This window comes from Verrucomicrobiota bacterium (genome assembly GCA_016871535.1).
GTDB lineage: Bacteria > Verrucomicrobiota > Verrucomicrobiia > Limisphaerales > SIBE01 > VHCZ01.
The window spans coordinates 1-16,617 of record VHCZ01000137.1 but is presented as its reverse complement, the minus strand read 5'-3'; the positions used below and the strand labels follow the sequence as shown (position 1 = coordinate 16,617).

The window sequence follows — 16,617 nt, the reverse complement described above, 5'->3', positions numbered from 1 at the left end:
CGGCGCAACCCGAAGGGCGGCAGTTCTTTTTCGCCAGACTTCGTTGCTTGCTCCTTACAGATCCACTTCGGGATATGCTCGTCGCTCGCGCCTCGTCTGGCCGAAAAATCCCTTGCCGCGAACGTGAGCGTATTTATGAAATGGACCACTAAGGGTCTGTGAGCACGAACAACGAGTTGAGCTTCCGAGGAGACCGTGGGATAGGCGACACGCGGCAGGTTCGTAGTCCCGCCTTTAGCCGGCCCGGGACCGGCTTATAGCCGGCTAAAGCCGGGACTACGTGCGCCGGGCTGTCGTTCAATCCCGCAGTCTCGTCAGTAATTCTGCGCGGTCGTCTGCACTGTCGCCCGGTACTCCTGGAGCAACCGGACGACTTCGTCAAAAATGTCCGGCGGGACGATAGAACCTCGAATCTGAGGATAGAAAGCTTCCGTGGCTTTCCGCCATTCCGCCTCGATTTCGCGCGGGACCGGGTGAACCTTCAGCCCGCGCTTTTTCATGGCTTCGACGGATTCGGCGCTCTCACGGCGGTTGTCTGCTTTCACGAGATCGCCGGCTTCTCGCGCAGCCTGGATCAGGGTCTGCTTGCTGGCGGCGGGGATCGCGTCCCAGGTTTTCTTGGTCACGACGGTTGCGCCGACCAGCGGGGCCCAATTCAACTCCAGCATGTGGGGCGCGGGTTTTTCGATCTGCGTCGCCAGGGCCACGAACGGCGGCGCGGGCACGGCGTTGATCAAACCGGTCTGGAGGTTGGGCAGGATGTCCACAGTTTCGAGCGGGACCGGGTTGAATCCGGCGGCCTTGTAAATCTCGACGGTTTCCGGATCGCCCGCCCAAACAAAGAGCTTGGTGCGTTTCAGATCCTCCGGGCGGATCACCGGATCTTTGGAGAAGAACCGGACCCAGCCGGCATCGCCCCAGAAGAGAACAATGAATCCTTTTTTCTCGAGCCGGTCCTCCAGCATCGGCTGGAGTTTCTCGCCGATGTAATCGACCTCTTCGAGAGAGCGAAACATCATCGGCAAGTTTTGCAGGCCGCTCACGGCGGGCTCGATCTCGCTAAGGCCCACCGTCGTGAGCATGCCGGCCTGGAGCTGTCCGATGCGCATGCGCCGCACCATGTCCGCTTCGCCGCCCATAGTGCCGTCGGCGTAGATCGTCAGCGTCGCGCCCCCGCCAGGGGCCCGGCGCCATTTGTCTCCCATGGCCAACAGATGTTTGTAGGAGGACGATCCCTTGGGGGCGAGCGTGCCCAGGCGCACTCGCGTTGAGGCGCTGGCGGAGTTCGTGAAGACATGGAGGCAAACCCACAGGCTAACGCAGGCGATGAACGAGGCTTTCACAGCTTTGACTTTCACTAATAAACCGCCGTGCGCTCCTCCGCAACCCGTGAGATTCCGCAGCTTTCCTCAATGGATCGCTTACTTGCATTGAACCGCCAATGGACGCCAATCAACACCCCGCGGAAAGCCGCAACCAAGGAGCACGGCTGTGGTCGCAGACCCAGCCGCAGCGCGCCGAAGGCTTCTGAAGTGGGTTCGGCTGATGTCTCCACTGTACAACTCTCCTGGCTAAAATCCCAACGGGATTCTGCCCCAAAGCCCAGGGTTGCGAAACCATGAGCGAACCCTGAATCTTCATCCTGGTCGGACAGCCGAAACGGAACAAGAACCCGTTTCAACCCAGATCACCTTCGCCAAAGAAAGAGGGCGGCCACAAGCCCGCATACGGGGATGAGAATCGGCAGCGCAAAGCGCCAGAGGTAACTGAAGAAGTCTGGCGTTTTCACCTTCGCCTGTTCGGAGATGCTCTTGACCATGAAATTCGGACCGTTGCCGATGTAAGTCATCGCGCCGAAGAACACGGCGGCCAGCGAGATGGCCAGGAGTTCGAGTCCATGTGCCTCCGCGAATTGTTTCACTTGCACGGCATCGTTCAGGCTCAACTGCTGGCGCCCCATTGCGGCGGCCAGAAATGTCAGGTAAGTCGGCGCATTGTCCAGCACGCCGGAGAGGGCGCCGGTCAGCCAGTAGAACTTCAAGGCGGAGTCCAGGCCCAGTTCGCCGGCGTGAAGTTCCAGATAGTCCAGCGCCGGACCCATCGTCGCAAAGATGCCCAAAAACAGCCAGGCCACCTCGCGGATAGGATGAAAGTTGAAATCATTCGCCTCGTGAATCGGCCTGGGCGTCAGGAGATAGGATCCGACCGCCGCCCCGATCATCAGGATTTCTCGGAGTCCCACCGGATGTTCGATGAACACGGCTCCCAGGATGATCGCGAGGAATCCGAGATTCCTCAAACCGTCGATCTTCCAGACTCCGTGCGCCGTCTCGCTTTCCCGGATCTCTCGCGGCGCGCGCAGGAAATTGCGGCGGTCCAGGACGTAGAAGATGACGATCAAGAGCGCGAGCGTCAGCGCCCAGGCCGGCCAGCACTTTTGCAGCGTCCACCAGAACGGGATTCCTTTGAGGTACCCGAGGAAAAGCGGCGGGTCGCCAATGGGCGTCAGACACCCCCCCACGTTGCTGATGATGAAAATAAAGAAAACGACATGAAACGCCGTAATGCGGTATTTGTTCATCCGAATCCAGGGGCGGATGAGCAACATCGATGCGCCGGTCGTGCCGATCAAATTGGCCAGCACCGCGCCGATCAACAGAAAGAGACAGTTCACCCACGGCTTGGCCTCGCCTTGAACGCGGATGTGGATGCCGCCCGCCACGACAAAGAGCGAGCCGATCAGGGCCAGGAAGCTCACGTACTCGTGCGCGACATGGAGCATTCGACCGCCGTTCTTGAGCACGACCAAATAGTAAATCACCGTGATGGCGCCGAATCCGACCGCCACTTTGGGGTAATGATGATGCCACCAACTTGCATTCAGGAACGGCATCACGGCGATGGACAAGAGCAGGAGCGCGAAGGGCGCGATCATCGCCGGATGCGGGTCCACCGCGACCGCGGCCAGAAGCCAAAAAGATTCATCAGTCCAGTTCATGGTCAAAACATTCCGAACCATTCAGCCAGAATCTTCAGGCGCTGCATCGGTGAGCGGCGGCGCCGGCCCGGTTCGAAGACAAAGGCCGCCATCTAAACGACGCGCTTAGATGGCGGCCCGACCATCTCCGTACCTCCGGAAGCGGGACTTCCGGACCCTTTGACGCCTCACGACGATTCTCACAAAACGGAACTCAGCGAGACGCTGGACGATAGCAACACGGCTCCGGCGGGTGGCAAGCACTTTTCTCGGAGGGAGGGAGCAACGGCAGGGCCATTGACAAAGTAGCGCAGAATTGAATTCTGCTGTATCGCGGATTTGCAATCCGCATAGGGTCTCGGCGGGTTGGGGGCGCTTGGATCTCTCTACGCCCTGCCGAATGCAATTCGGCGATACGGCAGATTGAAAATCTGCGCTACTTTGTCAAAAGCCCTGGGAGCAACGGTGCATCCACATGTTGTCGGTGGCACAGGCAACTTGCCTGTACCGTCCGACTACCAGCCGGGCGGAACGGTCGCAGATCAGTCCTGAACGGATCGCAAGGAATCACCCGCAAAACTTGGCCGGAGCGGTTCCAACTGAATCGTTGCGGCTTAGAGCGAAAAAGAAACCTTCGCGCGCGGAAATGTGTTATGATTTGGCCCGGCGGCACAATCCGGACAGATCGAAGCCGTAACGATTCGGTATGAAGCGACAATCGCCCAGCCCTCTCCCCCAGGGAGAGGGAGAAGCTATGCTGCGCCTGTGGTTCAGTCACCGATCAGGGACATTTTTTCGCGCGGGGAATGAGCGTTCCCTCTCCTGGGGGAGAGGGTGAGGGTGAGGGCGATTCACTGTTCCATTGAATGGTCACGGCTAAATGGTCAGCGACTTAATCACAGCAGTTCATCAACTTGAACCGCGTTGAAAGACGGCCCTGAACAAACCAAGACGGCGATCGGAAGTTTGCCGCCCACGCCTCACGGCCTTCCGGCGCCGTGGATCCGGCGCATGGGCGGGCTGGGTTTGCTTTTCCTGATTTTCCAGTACGGTTTTCCGCTCGGCTCTTTCGTGAGCCAGGTGCTGGACTGGCTGGAACTCCTGCTGGCCTTGGGCTTTGCCACTGATCTGGCGCTCGCTCTCTTCCAGCGAACCTGGCGGCGCGTCCTCGGAGCGCGGCGGTTCGAGTATTTGCTCCTGGGGTTGTTTCTGGCGCTTCTCGCGTTGGTCTGGTCGCTCTCGCCGGCGGTTCTCCAGGGTTTGCTGAGATTCCTTCACTTGGATTCCACCGGTGCTCTGGCGTTCAGCCTGGTGAAAGTGTTTCTCCTCTGTGCCGTTCTCGTTCAGTTGCTCCGGGCGACACAAAGATTGATCAGCCAGGGTGTGCGGCCCGAGTTGGTGCTGGCCGGCTCGTTCGCGGTCCTCATTCTGATCGGAGCGCTTTTGCTGCTGCTGCCCAATGCAAGCGCCAGACCGGACCGGACGATGAGTGTCATCGATGCGCTGTTCACCTCCACCAGCGCCGCGTGCGTGACCGGCCTGGCCGTGCGCGACACCGGCTCCGAATTTTCCTTGTTTGGGCAAATGATCATTCTGGTTCTGTTCCAGGTCGGGGGGTTGGGCATCATTACGTTTGTCGCGTTTCTCTCGGTGTTTTCCGCCCGGACCTTGCCTGTGCCTCAGATGGTCGCGTTTCAGCAAATGGTCAATGCGCCCGCCTTGTCGGATCTCAAGCGGCAAATTCTCGGTATCCTCCTGGCGACCGGTTTGATCGAATTGGCGGGGGCTGGCTTGCTGTATCAATTCTTCCCAGGCGATGCCGACCCGCTGGCGCGAATCAAATGGAGTGTGTTTCATTCGGTCTCAGCCTTCTGCAACGCCGGATTCGCGCTGCAAGCCGATAGCCTGGTGCCTTACCAATCGCACGTGGGGATGAACTTCACCTTCATGCTCCTGATCGTCCTGGGTGGGCTCGGGTTTCTCACCCTCTCGGAGCTGGTCGCTTATCGTTTTACGCGCGCTCCTTTCTTCCGGCGCCTGGGCTTTTTCCGCCGGCTTCATGCGGGCCGAGTTCCAGGCCGACTGAGCGTGCAAACCAAGATGTCGTTAACGGTGATGCTGGTGCTCCTGGCCGTCGGACTGGTCGTGTTCTGGGTGCTGGAGTTCAATCACCTTTTGCGGGAGCACTCGCTCGGCGACAGCTTGCTCATGGCCGCGTTTCAATCGGTGACCCCGCGGACCGCGGGCTTCAACACGGTGCCGATCCAGGAATTGCGGGACGCGACCCTGGTGTTTCTGATGATGCTTATGGTCGTCGGGGCGAATCCGGTTTCGACCGGCGGCGGGATCAAGACGGTGAGTTTCGGGATTCTGCTGCTGGCGCTGCGGGCGATGATCGTCCGGCGCGAGCGCGTGGAAGCGTTTGGCCGGGCGATTCCAGCCAAGACCTTGTTCGCGGCGCTGAGCGTGTTTGTGATTTACGTGATCGCGGCGGGCCTGGGTATTTTTCTCTTGGCGCTGTTCGATCCGGGAATGAAGCTGCGGGATCAAGCGTTCGAGGTCATCTCCGCCCTCAGCACGGTGGGGCTGTCCACGGGCATTACCGCCGACTTGAGTCCGGCCAGCAAATTGGTGCTCTGCGCCGCGATGTTCGTTGGGCGAGTGGGGCCGATTTCGCTGGTGTTGTCCGTGATCCAGTCCCGGCGAAGCTTGGCCTACGATCTGCCCGAAGAAGAAGTGGTGGTGGGATAGAGTGATTGCCAAAAGCCATTTCCGAAAAGGTGGGGCAAACCTGCCGGTTTGCCAACGACGCCCGGCTGGGCGTCGGTCACCTTTTCGGAAATTGCCTTTGGCGACGAATCGAATTCTCAAATCATGAAATGCGCTGTCATTGGATTGGGTGAATTTGGCCGCGCCGCCGCCGTCGGGTTGGCCCAAAACGGCGTCGAAGTCATCGCCGTGGACATTGACATGGAACACGTCAACGCCATCAAGGACCAGGTCGCGCTGGCGGTGCGGTTGGACGCCAGCCAGGAAGAGGCGCTCGCCGCTCACGGCATCGGAGACGTGGACGTGCTTCTGGCGGCGATTGGAGCGAATTTCGAGGCCCAGGTCCTGGTGGTCGTGCATGCCAAGCAGCTTGGCATCAAGAAAATCGTCGCGCGCGCGACGACGCCGGATCATCGGCGCGTCCTCAAGGCCGTGGGCGCGAACGAAGTGCTGAATCCGGAGGAAGAAGCGGCCCGCTGGATGGTGCAGCGGTTGGTGATTACCAACATCTCCAGTTACTTCGAATTGGCGGAAGGATTCAGCATTGTCGAGGTCAACGCTCCGCCGGGAATCGTGGGCAAGAGCCTGGGGGAGCTGAATCTGCGGCGACGTTTCCGCATCAATCTGGTGGCGATCAAACGGATGGAAACCACGGCGAGCGGTGAAAGACAGCTCAAGGGCATCAATCCCGTCCCCATGCCCAACGAGATCATTCACTCCAACGACGTGCTGGCGTTGGTCGGGAGTGTGCTGGATCTGGCCAACTTCATGAGCGAATACGGCAATGCAACCACGGATGAACGCGAATGAACCCAGCGCGCCCACCAGCTCCTTCGGCTCCGCTAGGGATTAATTGATCGTCGCTGGCAGTGAAGAATAATTGTCGTTGACCGGCGATGGGCAGGACGCACGTATCCAATCGCCTTACTGTCGAGGCAAAGAAATGAAAGTGTCAAAAGTGAGGACTGACACGTTCAGACACGGTGGAGGAGAGATTCTTTACCGCTGAAAGAATTTCCGCACAATTTCGCCCGGCGTCGCGATGACAGGCGCGGGAACATCAAACGCCTGCAACTCCAGCGTCAGCCGCTCGAAATCAATCCCGCGTAAATGTTCATCGCTGGTCAGCAGAATGGAACACCCGAGCAACGCGGATTCTGCGAGCACCAGAGAATCGTTGACCTCTTCCTCCGGTATCAATCCTTGCTGACGAATCCGCTCCGCGATGCGTTCCGCAATCCCATGCCGCACGGGAATGAGGTTGACGGGCACAATGTGCCAAGAGTGGCTGAATCGGATTGCTTTGCGGGCGGACTCCCGCTTTTGCCCGTCGCCGCGCAAGGCCCAATTCGCCAATTCATGCTGGGCAGTGGGAGGGATGAGAAAACGCGACTCGCGAAGGCGCTCACGAATTACGGAAACCGCGTCCACGACATCATCCAAGTTGTCGGCGAGGTCGAAAAGAACATTGGCATCAACGGCGACGAGTTGTGGCCGGTTTGTGGTCGCCGCCATAGTAGAGCTTCAGGAATTCCTCTCCGAGTTTTTCGCGCTCCGCATCCGGCAACTTGTTGCCTTCGGCGCGCATCCGCGCGGCGAGCACCGTGCCGGCGGACGCTTTTTCAACGTGCGCTTTCTTTCGCTTCATGGTGTTACTCTACCGGCATTGGGGACAGGTTTCAAAGTTGGAAAATCGCGACGAATTCAACGCAATGCCGCCGTCGCGCTGTTGCTCTTGAACTCCGTCAGCAGCGCGGTCAGCAAATAGAGCACAGCCAGCACCATGACCGGACCGAAGCTGACACCAATCCCACGCTCCCCATCATCACAATCAGCAAGACGCTTGGCCACCGGCTGAGCCGGCTCAGCCAGCGCCCCGCGGTGGCGACCCCGCCGGTCCGCTGGAGGCCGGCACTGAGCACGAACATGGCCGCAACCGCTGAATACGAGCGCAGCTCAGTTGTAACGATTCAGTTGGTTTCGGGGAGCTCGGCGAGACGCCGATTACGTGTTTAGCTGGTAGGGACGGATTCCACTCCGTCCCTGACCAATCCTTGAGGCGTGCCTTGAACGGAGAGACGGACAACGGAAAACCAAGAGCCTCCGTTAGCCCATCTTCTCTTTCCGGGTGACAGTCTGCCTCGATCACCGGCACGATGACGCGCAGCGTTTTGCCAGCAATGGCACCAGCAAGTCGTCCAGTTTGTTTTCAGATTTGGCAGCCATCAGACTCTGACTTTGAAAATCTCGTAAAAATATCTCTCAGATTTCTAACCACGGATGGACACCGATGGACACGGATTTGAAATTCCATCCTATCCGTGTAAATCCGTGTGCATCGGTGGTTAATTTCCAAATCTCTTTGGCTAGTCTTTGGGTCCGAGTTCCGACAATTTTTTGTCCAGATTATAGGCGGCGCTGATAAGCGCCAGGTGGGAGAATGCCTGAGGAAAATTCCCCACGTGCTCGCCACAGGAACCGAGTTCCTCCGCGTAAAGGCCCAGGTGGTTCGCGTAACCGAGAGCCTTCTCACAGCGGCACACTGCTGGCCAGCCGGAGAGCGAGCCGGTCCGGTCCTGCCGAACGAAACACGACTTCGTTTTTCTTCGATTCCACCGAATGCGTCGCGCGCGCGTAGTCGAAGCGCGGCGCGCACACCAGACGAAAGTGCAAATCGCCGCGGATGGCTTTGACCTGCCGCAGCAGACAGGGCCCGGGCCAGGGCGGCTCGACCGGCATGAAATCGCAAATCTCCGCCACGCCGTCGGCGGACAGAAAACGCGTCAGCAAAATATTCGAGTCCGGTAAATAAAGCTGTTTTTGGCGCGCTTCCGCGATCAGCGGTGCGATTTGAAATCGGCCTCCTTTCTCGCCATCCAGCAGCGCGGCGAAAACGGACGGGGAATCGAAGGAGGGAAAGCACATGAAATCGATCGCGCCATCCGTGCTGACCAAGGCCACCGTTTGGAGGTTGCCAATGACTCCGTGGTTTTCGATGGGAGGATAATTCAAATGATTCATGGCGCAACTTCGCGAGTCACTTCACTCAATTCGCGCAACAGACGCCGCACCGCCGTATGGCTGTTCAGATGATAGCGCGCCGCGGTTTGCGCCAGGCCAATCCGCACGGAAAAGGCCGGCGGCGGCAAAGCGCGAAACAAATCTTCGTCGGTCCAATCATCGCCGATGGCCAGAATGAAATCCGCCGTCATCCCGGCCAGCCATTCCGTCGCCGCCGTGCCTTTGGTGACGCCCGTGTTGCGGACCTCGATGACTTTGTTGCCTTCGAGCACTTGCACGTCGATGTTCCGCGTGTAATCGGCCAGGTCGTCGAGCAACTCTTTCGCCCGCTGCGACGCTTGTTCGGGGTCGGCGCGGCGGTAATGCCACACGAGCGAGAATTCCTTTTCCTCCAGCAACGCCCCCGGCAAGCGATCCACGTAGAGTTGCAGAATGGGGCGGACCTGCGTTTTCCAGACCGTCGTGATGACTTTCAGCGCCCGCCAGTCCGCGCCTTTGGGCCGGAGCCAGACGCCATGCTCGGCCACCAGCGCCAGCGGCAAATGACCGAACCATTCTTCGAGATCGGCGCGCGGCCTGCCGCTCACGATGGCCAGGTCATTGGCCGAATCGCTTCCCAGCGCCGTCAGCAGGTCCAGCAGGTCCGGATCCGGCCGCGCCAGTCTGGGATCGCCGACGAACGGGACGAGCGTGCCGTCGTAATCCAGCAACAAAGCCCGGCGCGAGGCGGTGCGGTATTGCTGAATCAGCGCGGACCGCGCCTTGCCGATCAAGGACCGCGCGCGCTGGGCCGCCTCGAGTCGCTGGGTAGCCAACAACGCCTGGATGAAGTCCTCCGCCCATCGATTCACGTCGTAGCGCCGGAGCCTTTCCTGCATGAGCTGGTTGCGCTTGATTTGCTCGGAAGCCGGCAAGGCCAGGGCTTGCTCGAGCGCCTGGGCGATTTCGCCGTTGTAGTAAGGATTGATGACAATCGCTTCGCCCATTTCTTTTGCGGCGCCCGCGGTTTCGCTCAAGACCAGGACGCCGGTCTGATCCGGGCGCGACGCGATGAATTCTTTGGCGACGAGATTCATCCCGTCGCGCAGCGGCGTAATCAACGCCACGTCGCAGAACCGATACATGGCCACGATTTCATCAAAACTGAGGTTTCGATATTGATAGATCAGGGGCGTCCAGTGGACCGTTCCGTACGCGCCCGTGATGCGGCCCACGGCCTCTTCGATTTCTTGTTTCATGGCCTGGTAAGCCTTGATCTCCGTGCGCGACGGCGCGACGGCCAGCACGAATACGACTTTTCCATGCCATGGCGGGTTGCGTTTCAAAAACAAATCGTAGCCGCGGAGGCGGTTGATGATGCCTTTGGTGTAGTCGAGGCGGTCCACGGAGAAGATCACTTTTTGCTCCGCGCATTTCTCCTGGAGCTTGCTCACGCGTTCTTCGGTCTCGGGCGAGAGGGCAACTTGGGCGAACTTCTCGAAGTCGATTCCCATGGGAAACGTATCGACCTTCACCACGCGATCGCTCAGGGTGAGGGTGCCGAGTTGATGTTCGCAACCGACCGTCCGCAGCACGCAACCCAGAAAGTGCCGCGTGTAATCGTGAGTGTGAAAGCCGACCAAGCTGCTGCCCAGCAACCCTTCGATAATTTCCGTCCGCCAGACGCCGGGCAGCAAGCGGAACACCTCGAAGGAGGGAAACGGAATGTGCAGGAAGAAGCCAATGGACAAATCGGGCAACCGTTCCCGCAGCAGCCGGGGCAGCAGCATGAGCTGGTAATCGTGGACCCACACGACGTCTTCCGGGCCCAGGATGTTCAACAGCGCGTCGCAAAAAACCTGGTTCACCCGTTTGTATTCCTCCCAGTACTCCTCCTCATATCGGACCAGGGACGGGAAATAGTGGAACAACGGCCACAGCGTGCGGTTCGAGAAGCCGAGATAAAACCGGCCCATGCTTTCTTCGGAAAGGAAGACCGGCGAGGCCCGGAACTCGCGTTCCCCGTACTCCCGGACTGCTTCCTGATGCTCCGGCGCAATGCTCGCGCCGGGCCAGCCCAGCCAGACAAATTCCGGCTGCTCCGCCGACGCGCTTCGCCGCTCCAGATAACTCCACAGCCCGGTGGTCAATCCGCCGGCGCTGTGCTTGAAGCGCGGCGCGCCGTCTTTGAGCGACACCGTGAACGGGAGCCGATTGGAAACGATGACTAAACGCATAGGATGGAGTCCGACGGAAAAGGGGAGCACACGCGCCCTCGCGTGTTTCGACCGGCGCCTCGCCGGTCGAGCCGAAGGCGCCGCGAGTGCCTGGAGCATGGACACGGATGAACACCGATCCCCAAGGGCCGTTTTATCCGTGTGAATCCGTGTGAATCCGTGGTGGATCTGAATTCCAAATCTCTTTGACTGGAGTTTTGTTCTTTCACTTTGGAATTGTTCCGGGTTCCAGATTTCTCATCGCGTCCTCCTCCGCAACGGGGCCCCGGTCGAAGCAGGGCACGCCCCCTGAGCGACGCGCTCAGATGGCGGCCCGACCATCTCTTGTTCCTCCGGAAGACGGCGGCTTCCGGACCCTTGACCTCGCGAGGACACTCGCGAAGCTGAATCTGCGATTCTGCTGAAGCGTAGCAAGAGCTTGCGGTCGCAAGGCAAGCTCTTTCTCCGATTTCTCGATTTTCGAAATCCGGCCGGTAACCACGGATACCTCTCGAAAGCCCCTTTGACAGAAGGCAACAGAGAGAACTATACGAGACTGTTGGGATTGAATACGCTTCTACGAATCAAAGCCGCGTTATGTCGGCACGACGTTCAGGACAGGTTGAGCCACGCTACGCGTGAGTGCTCGAATGCTTATGTGAAGGGGCGGAAATCGTACGGAATGCTGGGAGAATTGAACCCCGCCGTCCTAGAGCAGCATCTGCCGAGTTTTATTCGAGTTCGCCGTATCCTGAACAAACGCTTGTAACGCACCTCTGCTGGAACTGGTCCAAGGGGTGTTGGAAGCGAAAACCGACGCCTTGGTAAAGGCGGTGAATGCCGAAGGTGCGATGAGAAAAGGCATCGCCCTGCAAGTTCAAGATGGTTCTTGCGATCGCCGAGTAAAGTCAGGGACGGAGTAGAATCCCTCCTTACCAGATTACCGCGGATTACCGGCGTTGCCTCCACGGGGACTTGCTGCAAATCTAACCCTATGCAAGCGCATGCTGATCCGTCCCGCCCCACGGATGACCGGTTCTGGTACAAGAACGGGATCATTTACGAGGTCCATGTCCGCGCCTTTTACGACACGGCCGGGGACGGGAAAGGTGATTTTCGAGGCCTGACCGAAAAGCTGGGCTACCTTCAGGACCTCGGCGTCACCGCGCTCTGGCTGCTCCCGTTTTATCCTTCGCCGCTGCGGGACGACGGCTACGACATCGCCGATTACTCTTCGGTTCATGCGGATTACGGGACGCTGGCGGATTTCAAAAACTTTTTGCGCGAAGCGCACGAACGGGGCTTGCGCGTGATCACGGAGTTGGTCGTCAATCACACCTCCGACCAACACCCCTGGTTCCAGCGCTCGCGCCGCGCCAAACGCGGAAGCCGCTGGCGGGATTTCTATGTCTGGAGCGACACGCCGGACCGATACAAAGACGCGCGAATCATCTTCAAGGATTTCGAGACGTCCAACTGGAGCTGGGATCCGGTCGCTCAAGCTTACTACTGGCACCGGTTTTATTCGCATCAACCCGAACTCAATTACGACAATCCGCGCGTCCACACCGAAATTATCCGCGTCCTCGATTTCTGGCTGGACCTGGGCGTCGATGGACTGCGGCTGGACGCGGTCCCTTATCTGTATGAGCGCGAAGGCACGAACTGCGAAAACTTGCCGGAGACGCATGCCTTCCTGAAAAAACTCCGCCGGCACGTCGATGAGAAGTACGGCGATCGCATGCTGCTGGCTGAGGCGAACCAATGGCCGGAGGACGCGGTGGCTTACTTCGGATCGGGCCGCGGCGACGAATGCCACATGGCGTTTCACTTCCCGCTCATGCCGCGCCTGTTCATGGCCGTCCGCATGGAAGATCGCGTGCCGATTGTCGATATTCTGGAGCAGACGCCGCCGATTCCGGAGACCAGCCAGTGGGCGCTATTTTTGCGCAACCACGACGAGTTGACGCTGGAGATGGTCACGGACGAGGAGCGCGATTACATGTATCGCATTTACGCCCGCGATCAACGCGCCCGCATCAATCTCGGGATTCGCCGCCGGCTCGGGCCCTTGCTCGGCAACGACCGGAAGCGGATCGAATTGCTCAACGGTTTGCTGTTCTCGCTGCCCGGAACGCCCGTGCTCTACTACGGTGACGAAATCGGCATGGGCGACAACATTTATCTGGGCGACCGCAATGGCGTCCGCACGCCGATGCAATGGAGCTCAGATCGGAACGCAGGCTTCTCGAAAGCCAGCCCACAGAGTCTTTATCTGCCGATCAATCTCGATCCGGAGAATCATTACGAGGCGGTGAACGTCGATGCGCAGCAGCGCAATCCGCACTCGCTGCTCTGGTGGATGAAACGGCTGCTTGCGCTGCGGAAGAGATGGCAGGCGTTTGGACGAGGCTCTCTGGAGTTTCTGCACCCGGAGAACCGGAAGATTTTGGCGTTCGTCCGGCGATTCCAAGACGAGTGCGTGCTGGTGGTGGCCAATCTTTCCCGCTTCGTTCAGCCGGTGGAATTGGATCTTTCAGCCTTCAGCCAGATGGCGCCGGTCGAGCTTTTTGGCCGGACGGAGTTCCCGGTGATCGGCAATTCCCCGTATGTTCTGACGCTCAGCCCGCACGCGTTTTATTGGTTCTCGCTGGAACGCAAAGGTCCGATTCACGCCACGGTCGCGACGGAGACGGCGCAGGCGGATAGTCTGCTTTCGTTGACGGTGGCGGGGGCGTGGGAAGGAATCGCCCAAATGCCGGCGCGAGCGAGCCTGGAGGCGGCGCTGCCCGGCTACTTGAAAGCGCGCCGCTGGTTTGGCGCGAAAGCCAGGGAAATCAAGTCCGTCGCTGTGCAGGACGCCTTCGAGATTTCCGCCGCGGAAGAGAAGGCCTTGATCACGCTGTTGAACGTGGACTACGTGCAGGGCGACCCGGACACTTATTTGCTTCCGCTGGCCTGGGCGGCGGAAGGTCAGGCCGAGGCAGCGCAGCGCTCCTTGGCGATAGGCCGGTTGAAGGTCGGTGACCTGAACCAGGACGGCATTTTGTACGACGCCGTGGGCAGCACGACATTTTGCCGCGCGCTGCTCGACTTCATTTCCCGGCGCCGGAGCGTTCGGGGCCAACGCGGCGAGCTGGTGGCTTCGCACACTGCGGTGTTGCGCCGATTGCGCGGTGAGGACGCGGCGCCGCTGGAACCGTCGCTCGGGAAATCCGAGCAGACCAATTCGGCGGTAATTTATGGAGATCGATTGATCCTGAAACTGTTTCGGAAACTCGAAGGCGGCCTCAATCCGGATCTGGAGCTCGGACGATTCCTGACGGAAAAGGAATTTGGGCACATCGCGCCGTTCGGCGGGGCGCTCGAATTCCGCGCGGACGACGAGACGCTTACGATCGGAGTCTTGAACGAGTTCATCGCCGGCGCCAAGGACGCGTGGGAATACACGCTGGACGCGCTGAGCCGGTACTATGACCGGGTGATGACGTATCAGGCCTTCATGCCGAGCCCGCCTCGGTTCGAGGACTGTTCGATCTTGAACCTCGCCGCCCGGGACGTGCCGCCGAACATTCCGGAGATCGTCGGGACGTATCTCGAATCAGCGCGGCGCCTGGGGCAACGAACGGCCGAGTTGCACGCGGTCCTGGCCTCGGAATCAGAACACAAAGACTTCGCTCCGGAACCGTTTACGCCGCACTACCAGCGCGCCCTATTTCAATCCATGCGCAATCACGTCCGGCAAAATCTGCAATTGCTGCGCAAGCGGTTGAAGGATTTGCCGGAAGGCCGCGCGCCGGACGCGCAACGGCTGTTGGGACTCGAAGAGGCGATTTTGAAGAAGTTGCGGCTGGTCTTCGAGCAACCGATCGCGACGCAGCGCATCCGGTTTCACGGCGACTTTCACCTCGGCCAGGTGCTCTACACCGGGAAGGATTTTGTGATCATCGATTTCGAAGGCGAGCCGGCGCGGCCCGTGGGTGAACGCCGGCTGAAGCGGTCTCCCCTGCGGGACGTCGCGGGCATGTTGCGTTCCTTTCATTATGCGGCGCACGCGGGTTTGCTGCAGCAAAAGGAGCGCGGCAGCGTGCCGGCGGGAAAACTGGATTCGTTTCAAGAATGGGCGCGCTTCTGGCAGCGCTGGGTCAGCGTCGGATATTTGAAAGCTTACCTGGCGACGGCGGGCAACGCTTCGTTCCTGCCGAAGACGGCCGTGGAGTTGAAGATTCTTCTGGATGCGTTCCTGATTGAGAAGGCGATTTACGAGTTGGGCTACGAACTGAACCACCGTCCGGACTGGGTCGCCATCCCGCTGCAAGGGATTCTGCAACTGCTGGGAGAGTAACCACGGATTTGTGTTGGACGCTGGGGCGACGCTCCTGCGGAGCTTTTCTTCGATAGTATTGGCTCGGCCGGAGCCTCGCCCCACGTTACTGCTTGGTCCGTAGGATCGACGTCGAAGCTCGTAGCGCAGAGTTGCACTCTGCCGTCTCGCAGAATTGCATTCTGCGCACTGTCGCCCGGTCCGAGCGTGCTGGGACTTGCCGGTGTCCAGCCGATTGCAAATCGGCGATACGGCAGATTCAAAACCTGCGCTACGGTTCTCCAGTCGAGCTGTCGCCTATCCCAGGGTCTTCAGTAAGTCGGGGATACCATTTCCTCTGCTATCTCGGTTGGCTCCTGTTGAACACGGACAACCGTCGTAATAGACCGCCTGCCAAGACCGGCCTTCCTTTGCGGCCTTTGGCGGCCTTTGCGTGAGGCGAGTCAGCGCCGGTTTATCGAACGGACCCAGACGCCGAGTTCGTGGCCCACGTTTCCGGATGCGGCTCGTGGTCGGTGTTCCAACGCCGGCGCGCGGTTTCCGAGGCTTCGGTCCATTTCTTGTGCTTGCCGTATTCGACGTGGCCATCGTACCAGCACAGGGTTCCGCGTCCGGGGAAAAGCCGGTGGTCGTCCACGTACATGAGCAAGACCAGGCCTTGCTGCCGCAAATTGCTTTTGCAAACGGTGTTAATGGCTTTGGACTTCGCTTGCTGCAGCGCCGGGAGCAACAGCGTGGCCAGGATCGCAATCACCGCGATGACGACCAGCAGTTCGATCAAAGTGAAGCCAGCCGAGCCAGGTTTGATCAGTCTATTTGCGCTCATTGAATCGGAAATCTCCAGCCTCAGACCACGCGGTTACTCTATCACGCGGTTGTCCTCTGTTCAAATTCAGGGAGTGAGCAGCACCGGGACGTCGCCGCGACCCGGTCGTTGATCACAGGTGTGCCCGCATTCGCGTTTATTCGCGTCCATTCGCGGTTAACTTCTTCAGCGTGGATCAGTGCGGCGGTTAATTCAACAAGGAGGGCGAGCAGCTTGCCCGCGCGGTGGTACGGCAAGATGTTTGAAACACTCGCGGGCAAGCTGCCCGCGCTCGTGCGCCTGAGATGGCGATTGGTCGAAGCGGTGAAAGTCCGCTTCTGTGCGGTGAAGAATCGTGCGGTATTGAACCATAACTGCGTCGTGGAAACACGGGGTGGAGAGCAATGGAACGAGAACGGCCAGTCCGTAACGCCGTTCGTCTGTCGAGGCGAACAAAGTGAACTCGATTCGGTCGGCGCGGATGGGCGAGCCTGCGAGCGCTGTGCGAAGCCTGTCGCGGAGGGTA

At 59.5% G+C, this 16,617-nt stretch carries 9 protein-coding genes; 3 read left to right on the top strand and 6 right to left on the bottom strand.

Annotated features, from left to right (window positions below):
- Positions 1 to 314 precede the first annotated feature (314 nt).
- Together FJ398_17075 and FJ398_17070 are read right to left on the bottom strand one after the other, a co-directional pair.
- Entirely contained in the window at positions 315 to 1,343 is a 1,029-nt protein-coding gene (locus FJ398_17075; protein MBM3839645.1) for a C4-dicarboxylate ABC transporter substrate-binding protein, read from the bottom strand.
- Between the two features lie 344 nt (positions 1,344 to 1,687).
- Positions 1,688 to 2,998: a sodium:proton antiporter gene (locus tag FJ398_17070; protein ID MBM3839644.1), complete on the bottom strand. Its 1,311-nt coding sequence runs from the start codon at positions 2,996 to 2,998 to the stop codon at positions 1,688 to 1,690.
- A 903-nt stretch (positions 2,999 to 3,901) separates the two neighbouring features.
- Between FJ398_17070 and FJ398_17065 the strand changes: the two genes are divergently transcribed.
- Together FJ398_17065 and FJ398_17060 are read left to right on the top strand one after the other, a co-directional pair.
- The gene (locus FJ398_17065; protein ID MBM3839643.1) at positions 3,902 to 5,728 is read left to right on the top strand and encodes a hypothetical protein; all 1,827 of its coding nucleotides are present in this window, start codon (positions 3,902 to 3,904) and stop codon (positions 5,726 to 5,728) included.
- A 123-nt stretch (positions 5,729 to 5,851) separates the two neighbouring features.
- Entirely contained in the window at positions 5,852 to 6,556 is a 705-nt protein-coding gene (locus tag FJ398_17060) for a TrkA family potassium uptake protein (GenBank protein ID MBM3839642.1), read from the top strand.
- A gap of 189 nt (positions 6,557 to 6,745) precedes the next feature.
- Here FJ398_17060 and FJ398_17055 read toward each other — a convergent pair whose 3' ends face one another.
- The 3 genes from FJ398_17055 to FJ398_17045 form a co-directional block, all read right to left on the bottom strand.
- Positions 6,746 to 7,261 (bottom strand): type II toxin-antitoxin system VapC family toxin, encoded by a 516-nt coding sequence (locus FJ398_17055; GenBank protein ID MBM3839641.1) that lies wholly within the window; start codon positions 7,259 to 7,261, stop codon positions 6,746 to 6,748.
- A 1,014-nt stretch (positions 7,262 to 8,275) separates the two neighbouring features.
- Positions 8,276 to 8,767: a hypothetical protein gene (locus FJ398_17050; GenBank protein ID MBM3839640.1), complete on the bottom strand. Its 492-nt coding sequence runs from the start codon at positions 8,765 to 8,767 to the stop codon at positions 8,276 to 8,278.
- Positions 8,764 to 10,983, bottom strand: a complete 2,220-nt coding sequence (locus FJ398_17045) for a bifunctional alpha,alpha-trehalose-phosphate synthase (UDP-forming)/trehalose-phosphatase (protein ID MBM3839639.1) — start codon at positions 10,981 to 10,983, stop codon at positions 8,764 to 8,766. The genes FJ398_17050 and FJ398_17045 overlap by 4 nt, the downstream gene beginning before the upstream one ends.
- A gap of 973 nt (positions 10,984 to 11,956) precedes the next feature.
- Between FJ398_17045 and treS the strand changes: the two genes are divergently transcribed.
- Positions 11,957 to 15,307 carry a maltose alpha-D-glucosyltransferase gene (gene treS / locus FJ398_17040; protein ID MBM3839638.1) on the top strand — a complete coding sequence of 1,117 codons (3,351 nt, stop codon included), beginning with the start codon at positions 11,957 to 11,959 and terminating at the stop codon, positions 15,305 to 15,307.
- Between the two features lie 433 nt (positions 15,308 to 15,740).
- On the opposite strand, the gene FJ398_17035 is transcribed toward treS, so the two are convergent.
- A complete protein-coding gene (locus FJ398_17035) occupies positions 15,741 to 16,112 on the bottom strand; it encodes a type II secretion system protein (protein MBM3839637.1) in 372 nt (123 codons plus the stop codon).
- Between the last annotated feature and the right edge of the window lie 505 nt (positions 16,113 to 16,617).

Excerpts from the sequence above, each read along its gene's own strand:
- FJ398_17055 (MBM3839641.1), bottom strand. The coding sequence starts at position 7,261 with ATGGCGGCGACCACAAACCGGCCACAACTCGTCGCCGTTGATGCCAAT.
- FJ398_17045 (MBM3839639.1), bottom strand. The coding sequence starts at position 10,983 with ATGCGTTTAGTCATCGTTTCCAATCGGCTCCCGTTCACGGTGTCGCTC.
- FJ398_17050 (MBM3839640.1), bottom strand. The coding sequence starts at position 8,767 with ATGAATCATTTGAATTATCCTCCCATCGAAAACCACGGAGTCATTGGC.
- treS (MBM3839638.1), top strand. The coding sequence starts at position 11,957 with ATGCAAGCGCATGCTGATCCGTCCCGCCCCACGGATGACCGGTTCTGG.
- FJ398_17060 (MBM3839642.1), top strand. The coding sequence starts at position 5,852 with ATGAAATGCGCTGTCATTGGATTGGGTGAATTTGGCCGCGCCGCCGCC.
- FJ398_17070 (MBM3839644.1), bottom strand. The coding sequence starts at position 2,998 with ATGAACTGGACTGATGAATCTTTTTGGCTTCTGGCCGCGGTCGCGGTG.
- FJ398_17035 (MBM3839637.1), bottom strand. The coding sequence starts at position 16,112 with ATGAGCGCAAATAGACTGATCAAACCTGGCTCGGCTGGCTTCACTTTG.